This is a genomic window from Sphingobium sp. 15-1 (genome assembly GCF_013375535.1).
GTDB lineage: Bacteria > Pseudomonadota > Alphaproteobacteria > Sphingomonadales > Sphingomonadaceae > Sphingobium > Sphingobium aromaticivastans.
The window spans coordinates 484,128-500,810 of the sequence record NZ_JABXJG010000001.1 but is presented as its reverse complement, the minus strand read 5'-3'; the positions used below and the strand labels follow the sequence as shown (position 1 = coordinate 500,810).

Genomic DNA, 16,683 nt, shown 5'->3' with positions numbered 1-16,683 from the left:
GCAGCTTGACCAGCCGGCCATCGGTTCAGACAGGTTGGAAGGCACCGTCGGCATCCTCGATGGCGCATCTGCGCAAGATTGCGAAATTTCCGGGTCGAGGTTCGCAACGGACATTGCAGGCGAGTGCAGAGGACCGCCCGTGGCAACGTCCGGGAAAGTTGGCCGAAGAATACGGCCTGGAATTGTCCCGCCATATTTCCGGCCGCAGGACAAAGCCGGACTGACGGTTCCCAACCGTCATCATGGGACAGGGACCGCCATCCAGGCGGCCCCTGTTGCGACCCGTCGCTCTTACGACCCCTTGGCTGCTTCAGCGGCGGCGAGAACCCGAAGGACATTGCCCGACCAGATCTTCTGGACGTCCGCCTCGCTATAGCCCGCCTTGAGCAGGGCGGCGGTGATTTTGGGCAGGTCGAGCACATCCTCCAGGCCGGCCACGCCGCCGCCGCCGTCCCAGTCGGCGCCGATGCCGACATGATCCGGCCCGACCACCTTCAAGGCATGGAGCATATGCGCCATGAAATCGTCGAAGGTCGCCCGGTCCGTCTCGGGATAGAGCCGGTCGATCTCCTGCCGCTTCACCAGCAGTTCGGCGCGTTTTTCCGGCGTCAGCTTGGCGTCCTCGCGCAACTGGCCGAACAGCGCCTTCAGCGCCTCCTGCCGCTGCGGATTGGGCTTGGAGGCGCGCAGATAGGCGCCATAGGCGTTCATCTGAATGACCCCGCCCTTGGCCGCCAGCGCCTTCAGATGATCGTCGTCGATATTGCGCGGATGGTCATAGACCGCCTTGCATCCCGAATGGGTCAGCAGGACCGGCGAGGTGGAAAGCGCCAGCAGATCGTCCAGTACCTGGTCGCTGCTGTGCGACGCGTCCGGCACGATGCCGAGCCGGTTCATTTCCTTGAGCAATTCCTTGCCCAGCGGGCTAAGGCCGCCATAGCGCGGCTTCTTCGACGGATCGGTCGAGCTGTCGGCAAACTGGTTATGCGCGAAATGAGCGAAGCCCGACACGCGCACGCCCATATCGTAGAAGGTCTTGAGCAGCGACACGTCCTCGCCCAACGGATAGGCGTTCTCGATCGACATGAAGACGACCCGCTTGCCCGAGGCCGCGATCTTCGCGGCGTCCTTCGCCTCCAGCGCCAGCGTGAAATTCGCCGGGTCCGCCGCCACCATCTCCCGGATCGACACGCCGCGCAGCAGAGCGAAGTCGCGCGATTTGCGGAACCCCTCCTCGGTCAGCGGCCCCTGTGGCGTGTAGATCGCAAAGAAACCGCCGTCGAGGCCGCCCTTCTTCATGCGCGGCAGGTCGACCTGGGTATAGTCGCTATGTACCCCATGCTCCTCCTCGATCGACCAGCCGGGCAAGTCCAGCGAGGCGGGCGTATCGAGATGGCTGTCGAGCGTCAGCAATTTCTGGTGAAGCTGGTAGATCTTCTTCGGCACCTCCTGCGCTGGTGCCGCCATCGGGAGCAGCGCCATCAGCGCCGCCCCCGCCATCATCCTTTTCCGCATCAAATCTCGCCCGAAATGGTGAACTGGAACGTGCGCGGCGACAGCGGCCGGAAGAAGCCGTCGCCGGTCACGGAGGAGGAGATATAGGACAATCTGTCCTTGTCGAAGATATTATCGACGTTGAACCGCGCCTTGACGCTCTTGACCGGGCCGAAGCTCCAGCCGTCGCCAATGTCGACATAGGCGTTGAACACGGTGAAGCCCGGCACGCTCGATCCCGCCTGATTGGTGAAGGTCGACCAGCGCTTGCCGGTATATTTGCCCGAGACGTTGGCGACCAGCCAGCTTGCCGGTTCGACCGTCACGCCGCCGCTGACGATCCATTTCGCGCTGTCGGGAATATATTTGTCCGCGATCAGGATCGGCGTGGCGGCCGGAATGTCATCCTGGAACTTGGCGTTGTTGTAGGTGACGTTGAGGTTGCCATAGGCAAGGCCGTTCAGGAAGGACGGCTTGTAAGTGCCGCTGAACTCCGCGCCATAGGCCCGCACCCGCCCGACATTCTGATAGAATGTCTCGGTCGCGGCGCCGCCGCTGCCCGGCAGGATGGTCGTGATCGACTGGATACGGTTCTTGAACTTGGTGTAGAAGCCCGCGAGCGAGGCGTAGAGTTGCCCCTGATTGGTGCGGATGCCGATTTCCATATTCTGCGAACGTTCGGCATCCGGCTGCGGCACCCGCAGGCCGCCAGGGCGGATGACCGAGTAGATGTCGTCCATCCCCTTGGGCAGCGCCATATTCTCCGCATAGGAGGCAAACATCTGGGTGCGCTCGTCGATCTTGTAGAGCAGGCCCGCCATCGGCAGGAACATGTCGTTATAATGGGCGGTGTTGATGCTCGGGCCATAGCCCGCGCGCGCCACGCCGCCGACGATCCGGTAATAATCGTCGAAGTCGCGATAGCCATTATAGCGATAGTCGAGCATCAGCCCTTTGAAGCCGAAGTCCAGCACCAGGCGCTCGTCCGCCAGCTTCAGCGTGTCCTTCAGGAAGACCTGAAGCGTGTCACGCTGGGAATGATAGTCGCGGCGCAGATAGACCAGCTCGTCCAGATTGGGTTCGCCATCTGGCGCGCCATCGACCGTGTTGTAGCGGGCCTGGGTGCGGTGATATTTGTCGACCTCCGCCCAGACGCCCGCCTCGACCGTGTTGGCGCCCATTTCCCAGTGCAGCTTGGTGGTGATGCCGTAGCGGTCGCCGCCGACGCCGGAGCGGCCGAACTCGACCCCCTTGGGCCGGGTGACCGGCAGGCCGACGGCAACCTGGGCATTGTAGCGGGTCAAGGAGTTGGAATAGGTGTCAGGCGACACGCCATAACCGCCCTTATCCTCCCAATAGAGCGTCGATTCAGCCCAGACGCCATCCGCTATGCCCGCGTGGAAAGTCGCGCCATACAGCTTGTCCTTCCGCACGTTGATCGCGAGGTTGTAGACCTGCGCATAATTATTGTTGGAATAATAGACGCCTGCGGTCGTCGGCGCGAAGCCGGGCGTGGTGTTCGGCACATTCTCGATATAGGCGAAATCGCGGCCGCAGGCGCCGACCACGCTTTTCACCGTGCAATTATATTGGGCGCGAGAGATGGTGGGCGAGTCATAGTCGAAAAAGTCGTTCGACACGAATTTGAAGCGCGCCCAGCTGTCGCCGCCCAGATCGGCGTGGATCTGTCCTTCCCAATGTTCGCGGTCGACCGATCCCGGGCCGCGCCACAAGTCGCTATCCAGCTTGGTGCGGCTGACATAGGCCTTGAACGGGCCGACCCGCCCGGTGCTGGCGCGGATGAAGGTGCGCTTCATGCCGAAATCGCCAAAGCTCTGCGACACGAACAGGCCCATCTCATCCTGCGGCGCGATGCTGTTATATTGCACCACCGGGCCGAGCGTCGAATAGCTGGGCAGGCCGACGTCCCCGGCCCCGACAGCGGCCTCCACCACGCCCAGATTCTCATTGTCCACATAGCGGAAGACCGGGCTGCCGCCGAAGGCGTCGCTGCGGCCGGTCGGAATGCCGTCGACCACGAAGCCGATCTGGTCGAGGTTGAAGGCGCGGGTCTGGACGCTGTTGCCGAATTCGTAAAGGCCAAGCGCGCCGTCGGTCTGCACGTTGAAGCCGGGTAGTTGCTCCAGCATCTTCAGGCCGGAAATACCCGATGGCGCCGACAGCAAGGCTTCGCGCGTGATCGCCACGACATTGCTCACCTTGTCCTCGCCAATGGCCTCCGACGATTGGGATATGCGGCGGCCGGTGACGGTGATCGTGCCAGCGTCGTCTTCCGCAGCCGGCTCCTGCGCCCAGGCATGAGGGGATACGGCGCCGATACAGCATGACAGCAGCAGCGCGGCACGGCGAATGGACGAGAATTTCTGCATAAATGGCTCCCTGTTCGGCCCTTTCCGGGCAGTTATGGGCCGTTCAGGCGTGCGCCGGGCAATGGCCGCCACATCTCTCTCCACAAGACGGACAAGCCGGACGCATCGCTGCATCCAGCCGATTTCTCAGTTTTCTTGTGAAACGAAATGCCGGTGAAAATCCGCCAGCGGCAAACGAGTAATTCTCAACCCGTAACGAATTTCCTGATCGGTCGCGGCCGCTGGAAATGTCAACGGGCTGCGCTCATCAGCCCATCAGGATAAGTACGGACTCTTTCGGCCATGATATGATCTATGGATATGGGCGGAACAGGAGGGCTTCCGATGACACATATGGTCGCCATGCAGATCGGCGCGCCCTGCCGGCCGCTGGAGAAGATCGTGCGCGCCGTGCCTGAACCGGGCACCGGGGAACTGCTCGTCAAAGTCACCGCCTGCGGCGTGTGTCGGACCGACCTGCATGTGCTGGACGGCGAAATTCCCGCCCATTATCCGATCATACCGGGCCATGAGATTGTCGGCCGGGTCGCCGCGATCGGGCCAGGCGTGGACGGCTTCGCCATCGGCCAACGGGTCGGCATTCCCTGGCTGGGACATACATGCGGCCAATGCGCCTATTGCCGGGGGAATCGCGAAAATCTCTGCGACGCGCCTCTCTTCACCGGCGCGACGCGCGATGGCGGCTATGCGACCCATGCGATTGCCGATGCGCGCTATTGCTTCATCCTGCCAGACCGCTTTTCGGACGTGGAGGCCGCACCGCTGCTTTGCGCCGGTCTCATCGGCTGGCGGGCCTTGCGGCTGGCGGGGGAAGCGCCCGTGATCGGACTCTACGGCTTCGGGGCGGCGGCGCATATAGTGGCGCAGGTCGCGCAGGCCCAGGGCCGCACCGTCCATGCCTTCACCAAGGATGGCGACGAGGAGGGGCGGGCTTTCGCCCGGTCGCTGGGCTGCGCCTGGGCGGGCGGTTCGTCGCAGGCCGCGCCGGAGCCGCTGGACGCCGCGCTGATCTTCGCGCCCGTGGGCGATCTCGTCCCCCTGGCCCTGCGCGCCGTGCGCAAGGGCGGCCGGGTGGTGTGCGCGGGCATCCATATGAGCGACATCCCCTCCTTCCCCTATGCCGATCTGTGGGAAGAGAGGGCGCTGCTCTCCGTCGCTAACCTGACCCGGGAGGACGGTACTTCCTTCTTCGAACTGGCGGGGCGGATCGCGTTGCGCACCGTGACGGAAAGCTTCGCGTTGGAGGATGCCGATGAAGCGCTCCAGCGCTTGCGGACCGGCAAGGTGAAGGGCGCCGCCGTGATCGTGCCGCCACGGGCCGCATAGGGCATGCCCGACATCGGCCAGCCCTATCTGTCCATGATCGCCGCCATCGCGATCGGATTGCTGGTCGGGCTCGAGCGCGGCTGGACCCAGCGCGAGCTTGGCAAAGGCCGCAGGGTCGCCGGCTTTCGCACCTTCGGCCTGATCGGGCTGCTGGGCGGCATGGGCGGGCTGGCGCCGGACATCATCGCCGCCACGCTGGGCGCGGGAGTCGTCGTCATCCTTGCCGTCGGCTATTTCCGCGCCGCCGATCAGGATCATCTGTCGGCCACGACCACGCTGGCGGGCCTCCTGACCTTTGGCGCGAGCTTCTGCGCCACGCGCCTTTCGCCCGCGCTCGGCCTTGGCATGGGGGCGGCCACCTTCGCGATATTGAGCGCGCGGCAATCGATGCACGCCATGCTGAGGGGCATGGACGAGAGCGAGATCGAAAGCGTATCCCGCTTCCTGCTGGTCGCCCTCATCATCCTGCCGTTGCTGCCGGATGCCGCCTATGGCCCCTATGACGCCTGGAACCCCCGCAAGATATGGATGGTGGTGGTGTTCGTGATGGGCCTGTCCTTCGCGGGCTATGCCTTGTCGCGGCGTTTCGGGCGAGAGCGGGGAATCCTGCTGGTGGCGCTGACTGGCGCGATCGTCTCCTCCACGGCGGTCACCGCCGATTATGCGCGGCGGTTGCGCGACGAGCCGGAGGCGCGAACCATCCTGTCGGCCGGCATAGCGGTGGCTTCCATCGTCATGTTCGTGCGAGTCCAACTGGTGGCGCTCGTCCTCATCCCGCGCGGCGTCCCCTTTCTGGCGCTGACCATGGCGCCCGCGACGCTGGTGGCCGTGGCCTTCGCCCTGATCGCCTGGCGCCGCCAGGGCGAAGGGGGCGACGGCATGGGAGTCGCCAATCCGCTCGGCTTTGGACCGGCGCTGATGCTGGCCGCCATCGTGGCGGGATTGTCGCTCGCCGCCCGTTGGGCGCTGGTGCATTTCGGGCAGCAAGGCATGGCGGTCGTCCTGACGCTGACCGGCATGTCGGACGTCGACGCGGCGGTCATGACCATGGCGGGGCTGCCGCCCGGCCTGCTCGATGATCGCGCCGCCGGACTGATCCTGGGGAGCGCGGTCCTCGCCAACACGCTTGCCAAGGCGGTCATGACGATGGTCATCGGCTGGGGGCATGGCGGGATCAGGGCGGCATTGCCGCTGCTCGCGGCTCTGACGGCGGCGGCCGTCAGCCTTGCGGGCTGGGCTGCAATCTAGGGCCAATCGACATTCAGCTATTTCGCGCGATTGGCACCACCTTCATTTCAAATCGTCATGCTGAACTTGTTTAACTGCGTTGGCCTGCGGCTCAGCATCCATTGTGCCTCTACACGCTTATGGCTCCTGGGGAGAAATGGATGCTGAAACAAGTTCAGCATGACGTCGCTTATATTTTTAAGCCAAATGTCGATTGGACCTAGAAACTGGCGGTCAAGTTGAACGAGCTGTAGCGCGTCCATTTTCCCGCTGGCGCATTGGGCGCGTCCCGCAGAAACCGCCCCTTGGCGAGCAGCAGCCCGTCAAATTCGAAGCGCAGGCGCGAAGGCACCACCCAATAGCGCAGGCGCGCCTCCATCTGATGCCCGGCGAAACTGCCCGACCGTCCGGCGGTATCCCTGACCCCGGTGGTCGAAAAAGCGTCCGTTCGCGACGCCAGCCACAGGGCGCGATAGACCGCGAACCAGTCCCATCTTTTGTCCGGCGTCGCCTCCAGCCTGATGCCTGGCGTCATGATGTTCGCCCGCGCCACGGCGTTGTACAGGCCTGCGGGGGCCAGATCCGCCCGGCGCATGCCGAACAGCGTGTCGAACCGGCCATAGCGCCCTCCCCTCCGGTCGCCGCTCGCCCGGTCGAATTCGACCGACAGACGCGGTTTCCAGGGGCCAGCGAAACTGTAGCCCGCATCGGCATGCAGGAAGCTGGCGCCGACCGATTGCCGCGCCGCCGTCGGCGCCAGCGATGCGCTGATCCGGCCGGTCTGGTAGAAGGCCTCGACCTCATAGTCGAACCGGCCGGTTTCCGGTTCACGGATGATCCGCCCGCCAAAGGTATCGAGCGACCGATCCCGCGTAAGCCGCCCCGGTTCGTCGCGCTCGCCCAGGTGGAAATAGCTCAGTTCCATCATGGCGGGGCCAAGCGCCTTCGCCTTGCTGACGATGCCGCCCCACAGCACCAGATCGAAGCCTTCATGATCAATCCTCACCCGGTTGTTCCGAACGTCATCCGGTCCGTCGGGACGCCGTTGCTGCGGCAGGGTGTAGATGAAGACCGCCTTCACCCCCTGCGGCGCGGTCAGATCGGCGCGCAGGCCGGTGTAGCCGTTGGTCGTGTTCCGGTAATCGTCGGCGGCGACGAGGCGGCGGGAACCAAGGTTGAGCGTGAACCGTCCCGCCATCAGGCCAAGCTTGCTGCCCTTGCCCAGCGGCTCGGCTATGTCGCCCGCGACATAGGCCTGTACCAGCTCCATCGCATTGACCTCATTGGTCGAGATCGGCGTGCCGGGATCGGCGCCATAGGCCCGGCTGTCGAACAGTTCCGCTCCCAGCCTGAACGGGCCGGACCGATATTCGGCCAGAAGCTGCGTGCGGATGTTGAACAGGCTGTCGTCGCGATCGAACCCGGCGCGGGGCTGCCCCTCAATCTCCTCAAAGCGCAGGCGCACGCTGCCGCTGAGGGCAAGACCGTCATCCTCCGCCGATGCAGGCGCGGCTCCACAAAGCGCCGCCGTTGCGCCGATCATCCCAAGGGAGAAAGTTCGCTTCATTGATATTCCTATTTCTTCGAATCCTTATCCTTGATACATATGCATCATGTCGAACGCCACCCCCTGGTTTGCCCTGCTACATCAGCTTCCCGCGAAACCGCCCTATCTGCGCGTCAAGATCTGGCGGCGGCTGCAGGCGATCGGCGCGGTGCCGCTCAAGAACGCGGTCCATGTCCTGCCCCATTCGGCGGAGGCGGCCGCCGCCTTCCAGAGCCTCATGGCGGAGATCACCGCCAATAGCGGCGAGGCGATCTTGATCGAGGCGCATCTGCTGGCCGGCCAGTCGGACGGCGACGTCCGCGCCCTGTTCGACACCGCCCGCAACGCCGATTATGAGGAGATCGCGCAGACCGCCCGCCGCCTGCTGGAAACCGGCCCCGCCGGCGGACCGGACATCGCCCGGTTGCAGAAACGGCTTGAGGACATTGGTCGACTCGATTTCTTCGGCGCGCATGGGCGGCAGGAGGCGGAGGCCGCGCTCGCGGAGCTGGACCGCCAGCGCTACCAACATCCGGACGTCAGCCGCGCCGATCCGGCGGAGGGGATCGAGGCGGATGATCTGACGGGCAAAATCTGGGTGACGCGCAGCGGCGTCCATGTCGATCGCATCGCCTGCGCCTGGCTGATCCGGCGCTTCATCGATCCCGGCGCGCGTTTCACATTCGTCGACAGCCGCCATCATGATCCGGCGGAGAGCGAGCTGCGCTTCGACATGGCCGATGCCGAATTCACCCATGAGGGCGACCGGTGCAGCTTCGAGACATTGCTGCTGCGGGCGGGCTTGCTGGACGATCCCGCGCTGGTCGCGATCGGGGAGATCATCCATGATCTCGACATTGGCGACGGCAAGTTCGCCCGTCCCGAAACGCCGGGACTCAGCGCCATATTGTCCGGCGTCTGCGCCTCGACCGACGACGACCTCCAGCGCATCGCCATGGCGAGCGACGCCCTGAACCAGTTTCACGCCTTTTTCAGCAACAGAAAGACGGACCGATGACGGCCAGCGCATCCTCCACCCCTTCCGCAGCCTCCCCGTCCGGCGGCGACCATGGCATTTCTCTGGGCGAAGCGACGCGCGTGTGGGCGCGGATCGCGGCGCTCAGCTTCGGCGGCCCGGCCGGGCAGATCGCGGTCATGCATCGCCTGCTGGTCGAGGAAAAGCGCTGGATCGGGGAGGAACGCTTCCTCCACGCGCTCAACTATTGCATGCTGCTGCCGGGACCGGAGGCGCAGCAACTCGCCATCTATATCGGCTGGCTGCTGCACAAGACCAAAGGCGGGCTGATCGCGGGCATATTGTTCGTGCTGCCCGGCTTCCTCGCCATATTGGGCCTTAGCTACATCTATGTCCTGCTGGGCCATGTGCAACTCATCGAAGGGCTGTTCTTCGGCCTGAAGGCGGCGGTGCTGGCGATCGTGATGCAGGCGGTGGTCCGGGTCGGATCGCGGGCGCTGAAGAACAATGTCATGCGCGGGATCGCCGCCGCCGCCTTCGTGGCGATCTTCTTCCTCGGCGCGCCCTTCCCGCTGATCGTATTGGCGGCGGGTCTCGCCGGTTTCATCGGCGGACGGAGCGGCGTCGCGGCGTTCCGGGGCGGCGGCGGCCATGGCCCGGCAGGCGGCGATGTCGTCCATGACCGCGACACCGCGTTGGGCGAGCAATTGCCCGACCATGCCCGCCCCCATCCGGGCTGGTCGCTGCGCATCTCGGCCGTGTTCCTGCTGTTGTGGCTGGGGCCGGTGCTGGCGCTGTTCCTGACCCTGGGACCGGACAATGTGTTCACCCATATCGCCAGCTTCTTCAGCCAGATGGCGGTCGTCACCTTCGGCGGCGCCTATGCCGTGCTCGCCTATGTCGCGCAGGAGGCGGTCGGCACCTTCGGCTGGCTCAAACCCGGCGAAATGCTCGATGGCCTGGGCATGGCGGAAACGACGCCGGGGCCGCTGATCATGGTGACGCAATTTGTGGGGTTCCTCGCCGCCTTCCGCGATTCCGGGGTGCTGCATCCGCTGATCGCCGCAACGCTGGGCGCGATCCTCACCACCTGGGTCACCTTCGTCCCCTGCTTCCTCTGGATTTTCGCGGGGGCGCCCTTCATCGAGCGGCTGCGCGGCAATCCGGCGCTGTCGGCGGCGCTGACCGCCATCACCGCCGCCGTCGTCGGCGTGATCCTCAATCTCGCCATCTGGTTCGCGATCCACACCCTGTTCGGGCAGGTCCAGCGGATCGCGGGAGTGGACCTGCCAGTGCTGTCCAGCGTCAATATTCCCGCCCTGCTGCTGTCGATCGGCGCGATGATCGCGGTGTTCCGGTTCAAGATCGGCGTGCTGCCCGTGCTGGGGACATGCGCGGCCCTCGGCGCGGCTTATATCCTCATCGTCTGAACGGCAGCTCCGGGCTGCTGCGGAGATAACAGCAGCGCCGTGACCCGCTGTGCAATTTCAACCACCTCTCGAACCCTAGCGGACATAAGATCACAGAAAAACAACATCTTATGATAATGGCATAGGCTTTGCATCTGTTCCCCCGTCCGATCCGCGCAACGCGGACAAGTTTCAACAACCGGGGGAATCTCCTTGTCCAATATCAGCAATCCATCGCGGCTCCGCCGTGCCCTTGGCGCAAGCGCGCTCGCCCTGCTCGCGGCGGCGCACGCGACCGGCGCCCATGCCGGCGAAACGCTCCCCGTCCCTGCCGAAGTGGTGGACGCGGAGGCCGGGGCCGGCATCGTCGTCACTGCCCAGCGTCGCGAGGAACGGTTGCAGGACGTGCCGGTCGCCGTCACCGCCTTCGACAAGGATCTGTTCAGCGTCGGTGGCCTCGGCCGTTCCGCCAATGAGGTGCTGAACTATGTCCCCAACGCCTCCGCGGGCACGCAGCAGCATGGCCGCCCGCGCTGGTGGATTCGTGGCGTCGGCGCAGGCCAGCAGCAGCTCGACCTCGCCAATCCGGTCGGCTTCTATCTGGACGATGTCTATATCAGCAACAGCAGCGCCACCGGCCTGCCGCTGTTCGACCTGGAGCGGGTGGAAGTGCTGCGCGGCCCGCAGGGCACGCTCTGGGGCAAGAACACCACCGGCGGCGCGGTCAACATCATTTCCAAGCGTCCGTCGCTGAACGGCCAGGACGATAATTATGTGAAGCTGGAATATGGCAGCTTCGACAACAAGATCGCGGAAGGCGGCATCGGCACCACTTTGGTCGACGACAAACTGGCGGCGCGCGTATCCTTCCGCTTCGACGATCGCGGCGGGCGGTTCGACAATCTCTACACCGGCAACAAGTCGAACGAGATCAAGGACAATGTGATCCGGGGCCAGTTGCTGGCCAAGCCGACCGACAATCTGCAAGCGCTGCTCAGCGTCCATTATCGCGATTATGACACCAACGGCACCTATTGGACGACGGCCAGCTACCTTCCCAGCGGCGTGGTGCGCAACGGCTATGCGCCGTCGACCGACATCAACGACATCAGCACAAACGCGCCCGAATATAGCCGCAACAAGCAGTTTGGCGGGTCGCTGCATGTCGACTGGGACCTGGGCAACGCGGCGCTGACCTGGATCGCGGGCTATGAGCGGTTCACCACGAAGGGCGCGGGCGACACCGACTATACGCCGCTGGAAATCTCGCGCAGCTATACGCAGGCGCGCTCCAGCCAGTGGACGCAGGAATTGCGGCTGGCTTCCTCCGGCGAGGACCGGCTAAGCTGGATCGTCGGCGCCTTCTATTTCAACGAGAAGATCCGGTCGAACGCCTTCTCCGCCACTCTACCGCAGTCAGCGATCCCTGCACGGACGATCACGCCTGCGCCCTCGCTCGCTTTCAGCAACACAGCCTATCATCACAAGGCCGAGAGCGGCGCGGTGTTCGGCAGCACGACCTTCCGCTTCACCGACGCACTCAAGCTGACGCTGGGCGGGCGCTGGACGCGGGAGACGAAGACGCTGGACTTCGACCGCCGGGCTTCGCCGGCCGCAACGACGCCGGGCGCGGTCTTCACCTGGAGCAACTATGCCCAATGGTGGAACAGCTATACCGGCAGCATCGGCGGCGCGGGCACCTTCAGCAATGATCTCAAGCGCACATGGGACGCCTTCACCTATGATGTGACACCGTCCTGGAACATCGACCGCGACAATCTGATCTACGCGAAATTCTCGCATGGGGTGAAGTCGGGTGGCTTCAACACCGCCGCGACCCTGCCCGTAGCACTAACGGCCGTGCGACCGGAGAAGCTGGATGCCTATGAAATTGGCTACAAGTCGAGCTGGTTCGATGGGCTGCTGACCTTCAACGCCACGGCCTTCCATTATGATTATAAGGATGTGCAGGTGAATGTCGTCGGCCCCAATCCGGGTGCCGTCGGCGGCGCGACCGTATCCTACCTCCAGAATGCGGAGAAGGCGAAGGTCGACGGCGCGGAGTTCGAACTGGCGCTGGCGCCGGTCGAGGGGCTGAAGTTCAATGCGGCGCTGGGCCTGCTGGACACGGAATATAAGAAATTCCAGGTGCTGAATGGGGGCGCCAATTTGGCGGGCGCGCAATTCGTCCGCTCTCCCAAGGTCACACTGAATGTCGGCGGTTCCTACACCTTCCCGCTGGCGGAACTGGGCACGTTGGAACTGGCGGCAGATGCGCGGTACCAGTCGCGGCAATATTATTATGTGACGCCGCAGGACACGGTGAACCGCTATTATCTGGCGCAAAAGCCCTATACGCTGACCAATATCCGCGCCACCTACACGACGCCGAACGAGAAGCTCAGCGTCACAGGCTTCATCAACAATCTGTTCGACGTGCGCTATCTCAACCATTCGCTGCCCGCCGCCAATGCGGCGCAGGGCGTGACCGGCGATACCGTGGCCTGGGCCGATCCGCGTACGGCGGGCGTGGCGGCGCTGTTCCGCTTCTGATGGGAGGGAGGCCGGGTGGTCCCCGGCCTTTCGTTAAAAGAAAAGGGCGCCGGGAGGATTTCCCGGCGCCCTTTTTGCCTTCCGTGCTCCTGCGAAGGCAGGAGCCCAGTTCAGACGGCAGGACTGGGCTCCTGCCTTCGCAGGAGCACGATGTCGCTATTTGGCAGCTATTCCGCAGCGGCCAGCAAGGCCGGAGCCTGGCGGCCGAGCAGCGGCAGCACTTCCTCGCCCACGCGATAGGCTTCCTCCAGATGCGGCGTGCCCGCCAGGATGAAGGCGTCGGTTCCCCGCGCGATCAGCTCGTCCAGACGGGCCGCGCATTGCTCATAGCTGCCGACGATCCCCAGCGCAGGACCGCCGCGCAGCAGATTGAAGCCGCCCCAGAGATTGGGCGCGACGATCAGTTCGTCATAGCGCCGCGCATCGGTCGGGCGGAGCGCGGCCTGCCGGGCAGCGCCCACGGAGTCCGTCGCTTGGCCGCGCCAGCGCTGGCGGGTTTCCTCGCTCACATTGTCGAAGCCCTTGGCGATGTCGGCCCAGGCTTCCTCCTCGGTGGCGCGGGCGACCAGATCGACGCGCACCGCGCATTTCTGCTCTCCGCCCAGTGCCGCCGTGCGTTCCTTGACGCGGGCGAACTTGTCGCCAAGCTGGTCGAACGGCTCCAGCCAGGAGAGATAATAGTCCGCATGGCGCGCCGCGGTCTGGAGCGCCGCGTCGGACGATCCGGAGAACCAGATTTCCGGAAATTCCTCACCCTGAATGACCGGCGCCAGCCCGCCATCGCGCAACTGGTAGAAACGCCCGTCATAGGAGAAGTCGGAGGACTCCCAGACGCCCTTGAAAATGTCGAGAAATTCGCTGGTGCGTCCATAACGGTCATCATGGGCGAAGCTGTCGCCCCACCAGAGCTGGGCCGGGCCGCCGCCGCCGGTGATGATGTTGAACAGCAGCCGCCCGCCAGTCGCCCGTTGCAGGCTGGCGGCCATGCGCGCCGTGTGGACCGGATTGCCGAAGCCGGGCTGGAAGGCGATCATGAAGCGGAAGCTTTTCGTCTCCCGCGCCAGCAGCGAGGAGATGACCCACGGATCGTCGGTATTGGGGAAGGACGGGATCAACCCGCCCTGAAAGCCGACACTCTCGGCCGCCTGCGCGATGGCCGCCAGATGGTCGATATAGGTGAAATCGTCGGCGCCTCCGTCGCGGTCCAAGCCGGGGGCGATATTGCCGGGCTTGAGGGGCGACCAGTCGCCGCGCTCATAGCCGCTGGTCTGGATGCTGTTGTGACAGCCATGGGTCGGCAGGCGCCAGTAAAAGTCGATGGACATGGGGATGGTCTCCTCAGGCGGCCTGTTGCGCGACGCCGGTGAGGGCGCGCAGGCGAGGCAGAAGATGCTGACCAATGCGATAGGCTTCCTCCAGCGAGGGAACTGCCTCCAGCACCAGTTGCGTGATCCCGGATGCTGCAAAGCCCGCAAGCCGCTCGGCAGCTTCGTCATAGCTGGCGATCAGCGTGCCCGGAGCGAGCGGCAGGCGTTGCGCGTCGCGCTCTGCACTTTCCCGGTCCTCGCGCACCAGCAGCGGCTGGATCAGCCCGGCCTCGACATGGCGGCCTTCCGCCAGCGCATTCAGCCGGGCAATATCATTGGCCAGCGCATCTGCGGTGGCGGGCTGGAACAGATGGACGTCGGCATGACGGGCAGAAAGCGCCAGCGCCTCCTCCCCCTCGCCTTGCAAGTAGATGCGCGGAAAGGGCACCCGGTTGAGCGGCGCTTCGAAACCGCCATTCTCGACCTCGAAATGAGCGCCCTTATAGCTGAACGGGCGATGTTCGTGCACGCCGCGCGCCACGGTCAGAAATTCCTCCAGCCTTTGCGGAAGATGGCCATCCTCCACGAAATCGGCTTCGGCCCGGCGGCTGGCCGGATCGGCATCGGGCGCGATCACCCAGCCGAGGCGGCCATGCGTTGCGCGCTGGAAGGTCGTCGCCTGCTTGGCGGCATAGACCGCCGATCCGACCGAAGCGGGAAATTCGGGCACGACATTCAGACGCGGCGCGGCGCGGGCGACGATGGCGGCGATGATGCGGCTTTCATCGGCGGCGATGCGGTGACGCACGAACAGCCCGTCAAAGGCCGTCTGCGCGGCGGCCTGCGCGACCTGGACATAATAGTCGAAGCGGTTCTGCGTACTCGTTCGGCGGTCCCGCGCCAGCGCAGGCAGGGGCCGCCATGCGCCCGGCTCCGAGCGTTGCGGATCAGCGGCGGGATCGAGCCGCCAGTGGATGTTGAGCGTCATGCGACGTCCTTTTCCTTGACAAAGGCCGGCTGTTCGAGCGTTCCGGCAAAGACGGTTTCATCGAGCGGGCGGCGGCCATTGGGGGCTTCGGCGCCATGGAATTCGGGGTCCAGCCCTGCCAGATCGCCCTTGCGGCCGAGCGCGATGACGGCTTCGATGGCGAAATCCTGCGGGATGTTCAGCCCTTGCCGCGCCGCTTCCCGGTCGAAGCCGCCAATGCCATGGGTATGCCATCCCAGCAGCAGCGCCTGATGCGCGAAATTGGCCCAGGCCGCACCTGCGTCGAAACTGTGCGAGCCATTGGCGACCCATTCGCCGCGTCGTTCCAGTTCCCGCGCCGACAGGATCAGCACCAGCGCCGACGCCTTCGCCGCCCAGAGCCGGTTGCGCGGCATCAGAAAAGCGAGATAGGCATCCCACCATTGATCGCCCGGTTGCGTGACGAGGAAACGCCAGGGCTGCGCGTTCATCGCGGAGGGCGCCCAGCGAGCCGCTTCGAAAGCGCTGCGCAGCACGGCATCCGGCACCGCTTCTCCGGTGAAGCTGCGCGGCGACCAGCGATCGGTGAAGAGCGGATCGATGGGATGATCGGCGGCGCGGCTCATCAGCGCGCCTCCCGGCTGGGCAGATGGACGAGATTGTCGGCGCTTTTGGCGGCGTCCGCGCCTGAGGTGAGTTCGGCCAATATCTCGTCCTTCAACCGATGCAGCAGCGGGGCGCGACGGTCGCGGGGATGGGGCAGGTCAACCTCCACGATGCGGCGGATGCGGCCGGGATTGGGCGACATCACGATCACCCGGTCGCCCAGGTACAGCGCCTCTTCCACATCATGCGTCACCATCACCATGGTCGACCGCTGCGCCATCCAGATACGCTGGAGTTCGCTCTGCACATGGACGCGAGTGAGCGCATCGAGCGCGCCCAGGGGCTCATCCAGCAGCAGCAGCTTGGGCTCCGTCACCAGAGCGCGGGCGATGGCGGCGCGCTGCGCCATGCCGCCGGAAAGCTGGTGGGGATAGGCTTTTTCGAAACCTTTCAGGTTCACCAGCGCGATATGATCGGCCACGATCTGTGCCCGGCGCGACTTCGGCGTATCCGTGTTGAGCAGCGCCAGTTCGACATTCTGCTCCAGCGTCATCCAGGGGAACAGCCGGTGATCCTGGAACACGATGCCCCGGTCTAGGCTGGTGGTGGCGATCCGGTCGCCGTCCAGCCGCAGTTCGCCGCTATAATCGGTGTCGAGGCCCGCGATCAGGCGCAGCAGCGTCGACTTGCCGCAGCCCGACGCGCCGACGATGCTGACGAACTCGCCGGGGCGGACATTCAGGTTGATGCCGTCCAATATCTTGCGCGGCTTGCCGCCGATGTCGAAGCTCTTGTCGAGACCGCTGACGGTCAGCGCGCCCCGGCTGGCGGCGGCTTGGGCAAGGTCTTCGCGGGCATGGGGATGGGGGTTCATGCCGTTTC

Annotated in this window: 12 protein-coding genes; 5 read left to right on the top strand and 7 right to left on the bottom strand. The window is 64.8% G+C overall.

The features are described 5' to 3' along the window. Positions 1 to 291: 291 nt before the first annotated feature. Together HUK72_RS02310 and HUK72_RS02305 are read right to left on the bottom strand one after the other, a co-directional pair. Positions 292 to 1,515, bottom strand: a complete 1,224-nt coding sequence (locus HUK72_RS02310; RefSeq protein ID WP_176595355.1) for a dipeptidase — start codon at positions 1,513 to 1,515, stop codon at positions 292 to 294. Next, entirely contained in the window at positions 1,515 to 3,884 is a 2,370-nt protein-coding gene (locus tag HUK72_RS02305; protein WP_176595354.1) for a TonB-dependent receptor, read from the bottom strand. Before HUK72_RS02305 ends, HUK72_RS02310 begins: the two co-directional genes overlap by 1 nt. A 324-nt stretch (positions 3,885 to 4,208) precedes the next feature. Between HUK72_RS02305 and HUK72_RS02300 the strand changes: the two genes are divergently transcribed. Both HUK72_RS02300 and HUK72_RS02295 read left to right on the top strand, forming a co-directional pair. Next, a complete protein-coding gene (locus tag HUK72_RS02300) occupies positions 4,209 to 5,210 on the top strand; it encodes a zinc-dependent alcohol dehydrogenase family protein (protein ID WP_218035895.1) in 1,002 nt (333 codons plus the stop codon). A gap of 3 nt (positions 5,211 to 5,213) precedes the next feature. Beyond that, the gene (locus HUK72_RS02295; protein ID WP_176595353.1) at positions 5,214 to 6,458 is read left to right on the top strand and encodes a DUF4010 domain-containing protein; all 1,245 of its coding nucleotides are present in this window, start codon (positions 5,214 to 5,216) and stop codon (positions 6,456 to 6,458) included. Between the two features lie 199 nt (positions 6,459 to 6,657). Here the strand turns inward: HUK72_RS02295 and HUK72_RS02290 are convergent, their stop codons facing one another. After that, complete coding sequence (locus HUK72_RS02290) at positions 6,658 to 8,004, bottom strand: alginate export family protein (RefSeq protein WP_176595352.1); 1,347 nt, start codon at positions 8,002 to 8,004, stop codon at positions 6,658 to 6,660. A 46-nt stretch (positions 8,005 to 8,050) separates the two neighbouring features. Between HUK72_RS02290 and HUK72_RS02285 the strand changes: the two genes are divergently transcribed. From HUK72_RS02285 to HUK72_RS02275, 3 genes are all read left to right on the top strand, one after another. After that, positions 8,051 to 9,001, top strand: a complete 951-nt coding sequence (locus HUK72_RS02285; RefSeq protein WP_176595351.1) for a chromate resistance protein ChrB domain-containing protein — start codon at positions 8,051 to 8,053, stop codon at positions 8,999 to 9,001. Continuing rightward, entirely contained in the window at positions 8,998 to 10,389 is a 1,392-nt protein-coding gene (gene chrA / locus HUK72_RS02280) for a chromate efflux transporter (RefSeq protein ID WP_176595350.1), read from the top strand. Before HUK72_RS02285 ends, chrA begins: the two co-directional genes overlap by 4 nt. 192 nt (positions 10,390 to 10,581) lie before the next feature. After that, on the top strand, positions 10,582 to 12,921 hold the full coding sequence (locus tag HUK72_RS02275; RefSeq protein WP_176595349.1) for a TonB-dependent receptor: 2,340 nt from the start codon (positions 10,582 to 10,584) through the stop codon (positions 12,919 to 12,921). 167 nt (positions 12,922 to 13,088) lie between these two features. Here the strand turns inward: HUK72_RS02275 and HUK72_RS02270 are convergent, their stop codons facing one another. Genes HUK72_RS02270 through HUK72_RS02255 form a run of 4 tightly spaced genes read right to left on the bottom strand, consistent with a single transcriptional unit; the run spans position 13,089 to position 16,675 of the window. Next, complete coding sequence (locus HUK72_RS02270) at positions 13,089 to 14,246, bottom strand: LLM class flavin-dependent oxidoreductase (protein WP_176595348.1); 1,158 nt, start codon at positions 14,244 to 14,246, stop codon at positions 13,089 to 13,091. Positions 14,247 to 14,259: 13 nt separating this feature from the next. Next, on the bottom strand, positions 14,260 to 15,216 hold the full coding sequence (locus tag HUK72_RS02265; RefSeq protein ID WP_176595347.1) for an LLM class flavin-dependent oxidoreductase: 957 nt from the start codon (positions 15,214 to 15,216) through the stop codon (positions 14,260 to 14,262). Next, positions 15,213 to 15,821 (bottom strand): nitroreductase family protein, encoded by a 609-nt coding sequence (locus HUK72_RS02260; protein WP_176595346.1) that lies wholly within the window; start codon positions 15,819 to 15,821, stop codon positions 15,213 to 15,215. Before HUK72_RS02260 ends, HUK72_RS02265 begins: the two co-directional genes overlap by 4 nt. After that, complete coding sequence (locus tag HUK72_RS02255) at positions 15,821 to 16,675, bottom strand: ABC transporter ATP-binding protein (RefSeq protein WP_176595345.1); 855 nt, start codon at positions 16,673 to 16,675, stop codon at positions 15,821 to 15,823. Before HUK72_RS02255 ends, HUK72_RS02260 begins: the two co-directional genes overlap by 1 nt. Positions 16,676 to 16,683: the final 8 nt, after the last annotated feature.